The sequence below is a fragment of the Idiomarina sp. UBA4520 genome (assembly GCF_002388365.1).
Lineage (GTDB): Bacteria > Pseudomonadota > Gammaproteobacteria > Enterobacterales > Alteromonadaceae > Idiomarina > Idiomarina zobellii.
The window spans coordinates 155,879-163,978 of record NZ_DGMK01000021.1; the positions used below are offsets into that span (position 1 = coordinate 155,879).

The window sequence follows — 8,100 nt, forward strand, 5'->3', positions numbered from 1 at the left end:
GTTTCTTTTTAGAGTTCGATTTCTTCTAAGTCGAGGTCTAGCGAGTAGTCCATTTCGGAGAGTTCTTCCCGCAGCCGATACTTTTCTTTCAGCTGCTCTATTTCGCGCCATTTACGTTTCGCAGCGCGACCCTTGCCAGACTTGTCATTTACCTTTTGCAGTTCTTCTGAATGATCCATGGTAAGACCTCCTGCTTTTTATACGACTTTATTCTTATGTTTTTTGCGATGGTGTTAGCGCACTTGTTAACAAAAACACCACAACTCATAAGTACCACACACTTTGATACTTTAAAAGTCTTTTGTTGCAGTTTTGTTAATTAAAAATGGCAAAGCTGTGAAGAATTAGGTGATGAGATCTACCTGCGGATAGTTGGTTTTAAAGAACTCTCGCACCGAATCTAGCTGTTGGATGGGAAAGACATAATGGTGGCTAATTTGATAGTTAAAAGGAAAGCTCAGAATAGCCAAGCTTTTATTGTACTCACCAACCGCTACGCGCTTTAACTTAGTTGAAGGTACCTGCTCAAGGCCGACCCGAAGCTTATCACCTTGAGCATCGAGCAGTGCCATAATATTTTTCACCTCACTTCTGTTATGAGACCGAGAAAAGGCATCAGGAGTGATATAGAACGCAAACAAAACCATTAACGCGCCATACAGCTGCCCCCAAAGACTTAGATCGAAATAAAAAAGAGTCACATACGGAGCAAAAACCAAAACAAACCTCATCCATTTAGGAACTTTTATTAAGTGTTCACTCAGTTTCTCTTTAAGGCTTTGGTCGTTATTCATTGTACTCATTCATCAAAAGTCATTTATTGGTGGACAGCTCGAACCACTAAATTAGCGGGTAGAACCTTAATTTTAAACCGCTTTTAGCTGGGTGAACAAGGATTTGTCTCATTTACTTACAAATTCATAACTTTATAAATTGACTACTGACGACGCTTTTTATTTACTAAAGCTAAAAGTACCAAGGAGAAATAAAAATGAACCAAGAACGGTCTTTAGAAGTTCAACGAGAAGAGTTTAAGCAGCGACGTTTGCTGGCAACCCCTCTGTCAGGACTTATTGCCTGGTGTATTATTGCTGCCAGTTCCTTATTTCTGGAACCATTCCCCCTGTCACTCGTTACCTTCATAGCAACGGGCTCTATTGTCTATTTAGCACTTTTCTTATCTAAATTTACAGGCGAAAACATGCTGGATAAGAGTAAGCCGAAGAACACTTTCGACAAACTCTTTATGCTAACCGTGCTTATGTCAGCATCGGTATACTCCATCGCTATTCCCTTTTTCCTTGAAGACTATACGTCCCTACCCTTAGCTATTGGCGTTTTAACTGGCCTCATGTGGATCCCAATTTCATGGATAATCCAGCATTGGATTGGTATTGCTCATGGATTAGCCCGCACAATACTTGTCGTTGCAGCATGGTATGCCTTTCCTGAGCATCGTTTTTTGGCTGTTTCTCTGGTTATTGTCGCGCTTTATGTTTTCGCTATTACCGTGTTGGAAATCAGATGGCGCAAGCTCAAACGGGAATCTAGTTAGACTTTTGTTTCAAGCAGGCTAATTCTTGAGCCACCTTATTTAAATTTGACGGTAACCGCTTCGGCTTATAGTTAAGGATATACTCGACCAACCCTTTACGTTCAAGAACGGGCACGCTTGGAGGTGAAGACAACTTAACCCGAACGCTGCGGTGTGAAAAAAACACGACACCCTCTATCCAGGTTGATGCACGATTTTTCTTCAAGTGCTCAGCTAAAACATGAACCTGTTTTTTTAGCTGTTTTATTGGATTGCGAACTTTAGCGGTATAACGACCACCTTTGCGCCCTACTTTATGAGCTATCCAATTAGGAGACTGCTCATCTCCCGTTACTTTTGAGTTGTTGTTTTTCACTTCCACAACAAACACACCGTTAGGACCCACCACAATCAAATCCAGCTCAGTAAAGCCGCGTTTGGCTCGTGGATTAGGCACATCAATTTGGTTAAACAAAACATAGCTATCGGGGAGTTTTTCTAACAGCTTCAGTGTTTTTAGTTCGCCCTTTGCACCCGAACGCTTAGTGGATGCGGCTCCTACAATACTGAACAGATAAATTAACCCAACAATCCACCAGAATTTTGGCAAGTTATACATTAAAAAGCCCGCAATAGGCGCGCCAATAATAGCGATCCAAATGCGGGCTTTATTCACTTCCTGAGAAAGACGATTTTTGGTTATGTACTGCGTGTCGGCCATGACAAATTGACTGCTTCCCTTGTTACTGATGGCCCTATTAAACCACCAAAGCAGCCAATCGTCAGCTTTAATTCTTACTATCCGCTGGCTCCTTAAGGAGAATAAAATGTTCAATCAGCCTAATCATTAACTCTTTTTGGTTCGGTAAGCTCTCAGCTACTAATAGTGCCAGAGCTACAAGTGTGTTGTCGTTAATCAACCAGTCAACAGGTTTAGCCAACAAGTGTTGATTAAGGCGTAGGTACCACAAGAATAGAAACGAACCGGAGCGTTTATTGCCGTCGGCCAACGGGTGGTTTTTTACAATAAAGTAGAGTAAATGGGCTGCTCGACTTGCTATATTGGGATAAAACAACTCATCGGCAAAGCCTTGTTCTATCGTCGCTAATGCCGAGGAAAGACCATTACCACGGACCTGTCCGAATAGTTCAGTAGCTTCCCCTTTAGCGATAAGTGTTTTTCTAAGTTGTTGAATAGCATTGATTGCATTTTCAGGGTCTAACACCTGCATGCCATTTTGCCTAGCGCCAACTTCTGCTAAAACTTGTTCATCATACCCCTGCAGCAGTGACCAGGAACGAGCGTAGTCACTGATAACCTGCGCAACGGCTTCACCTTCCTCAGATACTAAACCTTGATTGCTAAGAGTACGGCTGAGTAAGCTTAGAGCTTGCTCAAATTCAATGCCTCGTTCTTGGAGCCGGAGTTGGTTTAGAGTGTAGCCTTCAACCAGGTGCTCTTTTAATATCCGCGTCGCCCATTGGCGGAACTGTGTCGCGCGTTTAGAGCTCACGCGGTAACCCACAGAAATAATGGCATCAAGGTTGTAATGTTTTACGCGACGGCGAACTTGTCGTTTGCCTTCTTGCCGAACTACCGAGAAATCCTCGGTAGTTGCCATTGCTTCCAATTCACCTTCCCTATAAATATTCTTCAGGTGCAAACCTATGTTATCGGTCGAGGTATCGAATAGTAATGACATCTGAGTCTGGTTCAGCCACACCGTATCCTGTTCCAAAGCCACTTCCAATTGCGCTTGCCCATCCTGGCTTTCAAATATCTGAACTTGCGTATTTTTCATGTTTTACCCCTCATCCCTGAGTATCCTGCTCTCAAATAAATGCCCTAGCATAGTCAGGATTTCTGGTTTTAGCCATACTGGTTTTATAAAACCATCAAAGCAGTCAATTACCAGCCAGCCGTGCAACTCCCGGAATACGGCATAGCAAACAACAAATAGAGCAGCCAGTGAGAAGCCTTTATCAGTCAATTGAACACTGCGCGCAGCGCTCTTTACCTGTTAGTAGTTTGGAAATACGGTTGCGGTTACGTGCGACAAATAAATAGGCTTTATCCGCAAACCAGCTGATAACCGGCCAGCGCAAAGGGGCAATCATCCAGCCTTTACCTACTAACGACCAAGCCGCGTGGGTAACATCTAAGCCATAGATCATTTCACCGGAGCTGACTTGCCCGTGTAAATACTGGTTAGCCTTAGTAACGTTAACTTGAGGGTACCGCCGGTTAAAGTCCGGCTCATTAATATTTTCGAACGTTATTTGTCGTTTCTCATCAAGCTTTCTTAAATGTCTCATTTCCTTTACGCACAATGGGCATCCGCCATCAAAGAAAATAATAAGTTTCGAACTGTGCTCTGACATTAGGACCACCTTTTGCAAACTTCACTATCTTATACGCTGTTTTCGCACATTTGACTCATAACGTAATGCGAAAAGCGGTTTGCTTAGCTCGTAATACGACATCGCCACGCTGCCAATTTTAGCTACCGATGCTAGTCTCTTTATGACACCTGGCGCAAACGCGCTGCAACTCAATCCCAAATAAGAGGCAAGGATGCCAACACTCTCTAAAATTCGTTTCATTTACTTAGTGGCACTTTTTATCGCTGCCTTTTGTACCTTCCCCGCAGCCGCGTTGCAGACAGCAACGCAAACCCAACTGGCAAAAGTGTATGAAGAAAACACGAGCATTCCCATTAGCGACTACTTGGTCAGCGAAAAGTATGACGGTATACGAGCCATTTGGACGGGTTCCGAACTACTGACTCGGCAAGGGAACCCAATATCAGCTCCTGAGTGGTTTACTGCACCACTACCTGACGTCTGGCTTGATGGTGAGCTATGGACAAAGCGTCAGAACTTTGAGGCGCTAAGCTCTATTGTGCGTACCCAAACACCAAAGGACAACCGTTGGCGGCAAGTGAAATATATGGTGTTTGATATGCCTGACTCACAGCGACCATTTAAGGAGCGATACAAAAACTATTCAAACTTAATTACGCAAATAAACGCTGAACATATTAAGCCGGTTAAGCAGCAACGGTTTCATTCCAATCATGAGTTAAGCAAACACCTGCAAGCTATGGTTGAGAATGGCGCAGAAGGCCTGATGCTGCACTTAGCAACGGCGCTTCATCAGCCTGGCAGAAGCGACGCTTTATTAAAATTAAAACCCTATTTCGACGATGAGGCCGAGGTTATCGCCCATTTACCCGGCAAAGGCAAATACACCGACATGCTCGGTGCGCTGCGTGTGCGCAATCAACAAGGCATTGAGTTTTCTGTTGGCACTGGATTCACCGACGCAGAACGCGCCAATCCTCCACCTGTCGGCAGTATCATTACCTACAAGTACCACGGCTACACCAATAATGGCGTGCCGCGCTTTGCCAGCTTTTTACGAATTAGGGAGGAGCTCGAAGATGAATAAAATCCAGTACATAGCGCATATGCCGAAAATAGAAATAAATTACAAATTGACACCGTTGCGCAACACGCTACACTAATATCTCATGATCAAAACATTTAGACACAAAGGACTGAAGCTCTACTTTGAAACTGGAAGTACTCGCGGAATTCAAGCAAATCATGCTGCGAGGTTACGTATGCAGTTAGCGGCATTAAATACTGCTATGAAAGTTTCAGATCTCGATATCCCGGGATACAGGCTTCATCCGTTAAAAGGTGTTCGAAAAAATATTTGGTCGATAGCGGTGAGTGGCAATTGGCGTTTAACCTTCGAGTTTCGTGATGGTCACGTATACCTGCTTAACTACGAGGATTATCACTAATGTCTATTATGCATAACCCTGTCCATCCTGGTGAATTTATTTTAGTAACCTATATGCAGCCCTTTGGATTGAGTTGTCGGTATTTAGCGGAAAAACTTAATGTTTCCCCTTCCACTTTAAACAGAGTTTTGAAATGCCAAAGTGGCATAAGTCCTGAAATGGCGTTGCGTTTATCGAAAGCTTTGGGCAGAAGCCCAGAGAGTTGGCTAGCAATGCAGGATGCATACGACTTATGGCATGCTGGAAAAAACTTAAGTTTAGATAAGGTTCAGAAGCTTGATCTTACCGTTGCATAGCAAAACCGTTTTCAAAAAGCCTTAAGCGAGGCAGATGATGAACTCAACCAAAATTAATTACATTGAACTACCAGCGCGGAGCCTTGAAGCTACCAAGCGCTTTTTTCAACAGGCCTTTAGCTGGGAGTTTGTTGACTATGGCCCGGAATACTCTGCTATTCAAAATGCGGGGCTCGATGGTGGGTTTTACCAATCAGACTTGGTTGCACAAACGTCAACGGGCAGCGCATTGGTGGTTTTATACACCAAAGACCTTGAGCAAAGTTTAAAAAGCGTTGAAGACGCAGGCGGTAAAGTCATTAAGCCGATATTTGATTTTCCCGGTGGTCGACGCTTTCAATTTACCTGCCCTAGCGGGAATGAGTACGCAGTGTGGTCGGAGTAATTAAACTGCGGCACATAATCCGCATTGTTATCCCGATAAACGCGTCTCAGGCAAAGTCTTTCAGTCTGAGATGACTATCTATTGAGTCCACAAGCGTTTTGGGCACCTCATGTTCAGTGGCTAACTCCCGCCACTGAGACACCGCGTTTATCACATCATCAATAATGGCATCGATTTCTTTGCGCTCTACCTTTGGTAACTGAACGTCCGCAAGCGAGTAAAAATCGGCGCGGGTATGGCCGCTGCGCTTGCCATTTAACGACATCCAGTGCTGCTCTACCCAGGGGTTTCCGGGCTTAAAGCTAAAGGCAACATCGTAAGCCGGGCTTAGCCGCCATTGCTGGTCCTCCAGCATAAAACCAAAGTTCTTGGAGTGATCATCATGGTTGGTTGCTACGTGGTTAAAGACCATACGGCGAAATAAGTCGATAGCGTCCGCCCGTGGCAACCTCAGCTGTCGGGCAACCTGAAACAGCTCTTCATAAGAAAACGCGCCAATGTCATGGTAATTCACGTGTTTAATAGCGGTAAGCGTTTGAATATGCTTTTTCTCATTGCCGATTCTGTCAAAGCGCTTAGTCACAAAATGGCGCCGGTTGCCTTCATCCAGCAGGTGGCATGGCATCATATGAATGCCGGCTTGCGTGGCCATTAAGTAATACACATACTCCATGGCGCCGTAGCCTAGCGGGTCGCCAAAGGTTTGCTGAGACGGGTCGCGCTCCTTTACACCGTCAAACTTCAGCAGATAATGCTCAAACCCTTCGGGCACAAGCCCCTGCCCTGAACGCACCTGGCTAAAGTCTTTATTAAACGCCAGTACCGCTTTTGGCCTTGCACCACCGGCACTGGTACCAACCGCCAACAAGGCCTGCATCATTTCAATGTCTTCCGCCTCGTCAAAGTGCGTGCGCTGACGAAAGCCCTTTCGTGCATCGAGCACGTCCTGCGCTAACCTCATTAAGCTCTCAAGCTCAATGTCTTTGTTTTTGGCGTTGGTTTGATTCTTACGTGCGGGGTGATACTCAAGAGCGCCCATGCCCCTATCACCGGTGTACTGAAGCCGCTCAAGCGGACTCAGAGGTTCGGTGCGGTCCGGCTGTTGCGCAACCCATTGGTTCAGCACCGCGTTACCAAAGTCGTCGGGCAAAGAGTCCGCAAGCATGCCCGGCAAGCCTCTGAACGTATCCCAATTTAACCCCGGAAAGGAGTAAATTCGTCCCTTCTCGGCAGGCATGGTTAAAGGCGCCAGCGGAATATCTTTTTCGACAAATTCAGATAAGTACTCGAACCGCGCCGCCGTGTCGCCTTTGTTATAACTTAAGGCACCGACAGGCTCACCTTTGTAGCGAACTTCAATGGTATTAATCACCAGTCCAGCTCCTCATTGTCAGCAGTGTTTACGCGGGTTTTACCGCTCGCCCGTTTCTTCTGTTTGGTGCTACTTTTGAGTAGCTGCACAGGAGAAACGCCCTCGTCCGGGAATGCGGCCAGTAAATTGTCGATATGACCCAAAGCCTGAAGAATTGCGACATAGGTCGGTAAGGTGCTTTTGCCACCCTCGGCAGATTTAACCGCATTCAGTGAGACATTAGCTAAGGTAGCTAAGTCCTCCTGAGTTAAATCCTGATTCAGCCGATACTGCCTGACTCGCTGACCAATGATTGATGAAACACGTTCAGAATCCATATAAAGAACCTTAAATAGGCTTTAAACTTATAAATAGAGTGTAGCAGACTATTTAGGGTTCGTAATTATTTTCACATAAAATGCTTTATATGGATTATAAAGTACTTAATTCATCTTAGAAGCCTTTTTAAGGGCTATAAATAATTTACAGAGGGTGTTAATAGCTCTTGATTTGAGCATGAATCGATAGTCCGCTTCGTGCCAAAAGCAGCCCTTCATACAGTGACTAGATCAAGACCGCTTTGATATGATTGCTGACATTTCAATATTTAGTTCTTGAAATTTATCTGTGTCTTTAAGAGACATTCACTTAGCTCTTACAACAACTTTGGCCTTCTTGAATTTGTAGTGGTCAACAAAACTGTAGTGGTCAACAAAACCCGG

The 8,100-nt window shown here is 44.8% G+C and carries 12 protein-coding genes; 5 read left to right on the plus strand and 7 right to left on the minus strand.

Annotation, left to right across the window (positions count from 1 at the left end; all coding sequences use genetic code 11):
• Positions 1 to 8: 8 nt before the first annotated feature.
• Positions 9 to 179, minus strand: coding sequence for a DUF3545 family protein (locus B3850_RS10850; protein WP_088767582.1), 171 nt, complete (start codon positions 177 to 179; stop codon positions 9 to 11).
• A gap of 165 nt (positions 180 to 344) precedes the next feature.
• The gene (locus tag B3850_RS10855) at positions 345 to 572 is read right to left on the minus strand and encodes a hypothetical protein (protein WP_286911732.1); all 228 of its coding nucleotides are present in this window, start codon (positions 570 to 572) and stop codon (positions 345 to 347) included.
• A 419-nt stretch (positions 573 to 991) separates the two neighbouring features.
• Here B3850_RS10855 and B3850_RS10860 point away from each other — a divergent pair, with 419 nt between their 5' ends.
• Positions 992 to 1,555, plus strand: coding sequence for a DUF7010 family protein (locus B3850_RS10860; protein ID WP_286911733.1), 564 nt, complete (start codon positions 992 to 994; stop codon positions 1,553 to 1,555).
• Here B3850_RS10860 and B3850_RS10865 read toward each other — a convergent pair.
• From B3850_RS10865 to B3850_RS10875, 3 genes are all read right to left on the minus strand, one after another.
• The gene (locus B3850_RS10865) at positions 1,548 to 2,255 is read right to left on the minus strand and encodes a nuclease-related domain-containing protein (RefSeq protein WP_286911734.1); all 708 of its coding nucleotides are present in this window, start codon (positions 2,253 to 2,255) and stop codon (positions 1,548 to 1,550) included. The genes B3850_RS10860 and B3850_RS10865 overlap by 8 nt on opposite strands.
• A 67-nt stretch (positions 2,256 to 2,322) precedes the next feature.
• Entirely contained in the window at positions 2,323 to 3,336 is a 1,014-nt protein-coding gene (gene rhuM / locus B3850_RS10870) for a virulence protein RhuM/Fic/DOC family protein (protein ID WP_286911735.1), read from the minus strand.
• 181 nt (positions 3,337 to 3,517) lie between these two features.
• A complete protein-coding gene (locus tag B3850_RS10875; RefSeq protein WP_286875628.1) occupies positions 3,518 to 3,916 on the minus strand; it encodes a thiol-disulfide oxidoreductase DCC family protein in 399 nt (132 codons plus the stop codon).
• A gap of 193 nt (positions 3,917 to 4,109) precedes the next feature.
• Between B3850_RS10875 and B3850_RS10880 the strand changes: the two genes are divergently transcribed.
• The 4 genes from B3850_RS10880 to B3850_RS10895 all read left to right on the plus strand — a co-directional run bounded on the left by B3850_RS10880 (position 4,110) and on the right by B3850_RS10895 (position 6,027).
• Entirely contained in the window at positions 4,110 to 4,985 is an 876-nt protein-coding gene (locus B3850_RS10880) for a DNA ligase (protein WP_286875626.1), read from the plus strand.
• Between the two features lie 82 nt (positions 4,986 to 5,067).
• Positions 5,068 to 5,346, plus strand: coding sequence for a type II toxin-antitoxin system RelE/ParE family toxin (locus B3850_RS10885; RefSeq protein ID WP_053953937.1), 279 nt, complete (start codon positions 5,068 to 5,070; stop codon positions 5,344 to 5,346).
• Complete coding sequence (locus B3850_RS10890; protein WP_286911736.1) at positions 5,346 to 5,642, plus strand: HigA family addiction module antitoxin; 297 nt, start codon at positions 5,346 to 5,348, stop codon at positions 5,640 to 5,642. The genes B3850_RS10885 and B3850_RS10890 overlap by 1 nt, the downstream gene beginning before the upstream one ends.
• 34 nt (positions 5,643 to 5,676) lie before the next feature.
• Entirely contained in the window at positions 5,677 to 6,027 is a 351-nt protein-coding gene (locus tag B3850_RS10895) for a VOC family protein (protein ID WP_286911737.1), read from the plus strand.
• 46 nt (positions 6,028 to 6,073) lie between these two features.
• On the opposite strand, the gene B3850_RS10900 is transcribed toward B3850_RS10895, so the two are convergent.
• Together B3850_RS10900 and B3850_RS10905 are read right to left on the minus strand one after the other, a co-directional pair.
• Positions 6,074 to 7,399: a type II toxin-antitoxin system HipA family toxin gene (locus tag B3850_RS10900; RefSeq protein ID WP_286911738.1), complete on the minus strand. Its 1,326-nt coding sequence runs from the start codon at positions 7,397 to 7,399 to the stop codon at positions 6,074 to 6,076.
• Positions 7,396 to 7,716: a helix-turn-helix domain-containing protein gene (locus tag B3850_RS10905; RefSeq protein WP_286911739.1), complete on the minus strand. Its 321-nt coding sequence runs from the start codon at positions 7,714 to 7,716 to the stop codon at positions 7,396 to 7,398. The genes B3850_RS10900 and B3850_RS10905 overlap by 4 nt, the downstream gene beginning before the upstream one ends.
• Between the last annotated feature and the right edge of the window lie 384 nt (positions 7,717 to 8,100).

Excerpts from the sequence above, each read along its gene's own strand:
- B3850_RS10850 (WP_088767582.1), bottom strand. The coding sequence starts at position 179 with ATGGATCATTCAGAAGAACTGCAAAAGGTAAATGACAAGTCTGGCAAG.
- B3850_RS10855 (WP_286911732.1), bottom strand. The coding sequence starts at position 572 with ATGGCACTGCTCGATGCTCAAGGTGATAAGCTTCGGGTCGGCCTTGAG.
- B3850_RS10860 (WP_286911733.1), top strand. The coding sequence starts at position 992 with ATGAACCAAGAACGGTCTTTAGAAGTTCAACGAGAAGAGTTTAAGCAG.
- B3850_RS10865 (WP_286911734.1), bottom strand. The coding sequence starts at position 2,255 with ATGGCCGACACGCAGTACATAACCAAAAATCGTCTTTCTCAGGAAGTG.
- rhuM (WP_286911735.1), bottom strand. The coding sequence starts at position 3,336 with ATGAAAAATACGCAAGTTCAGATATTTGAAAGCCAGGATGGGCAAGCG.
- B3850_RS10875 (WP_286875628.1), bottom strand. The coding sequence starts at position 3,916 with ATGTCAGAGCACAGTTCGAAACTTATTATTTTCTTTGATGGCGGATGC.
- B3850_RS10880 (WP_286875626.1), top strand. The coding sequence starts at position 4,110 with ATGCCAACACTCTCTAAAATTCGTTTCATTTACTTAGTGGCACTTTTT.
- B3850_RS10885 (WP_053953937.1), top strand. The coding sequence starts at position 5,068 with ATGATCAAAACATTTAGACACAAAGGACTGAAGCTCTACTTTGAAACT.
- B3850_RS10890 (WP_286911736.1), top strand. The coding sequence starts at position 5,346 with ATGTCTATTATGCATAACCCTGTCCATCCTGGTGAATTTATTTTAGTA.
- B3850_RS10895 (WP_286911737.1), top strand. The coding sequence starts at position 5,677 with ATGATGAACTCAACCAAAATTAATTACATTGAACTACCAGCGCGGAGC.
- B3850_RS10905 (WP_286911739.1), bottom strand. The coding sequence starts at position 7,716 with ATGGATTCTGAACGTGTTTCATCAATCATTGGTCAGCGAGTCAGGCAG.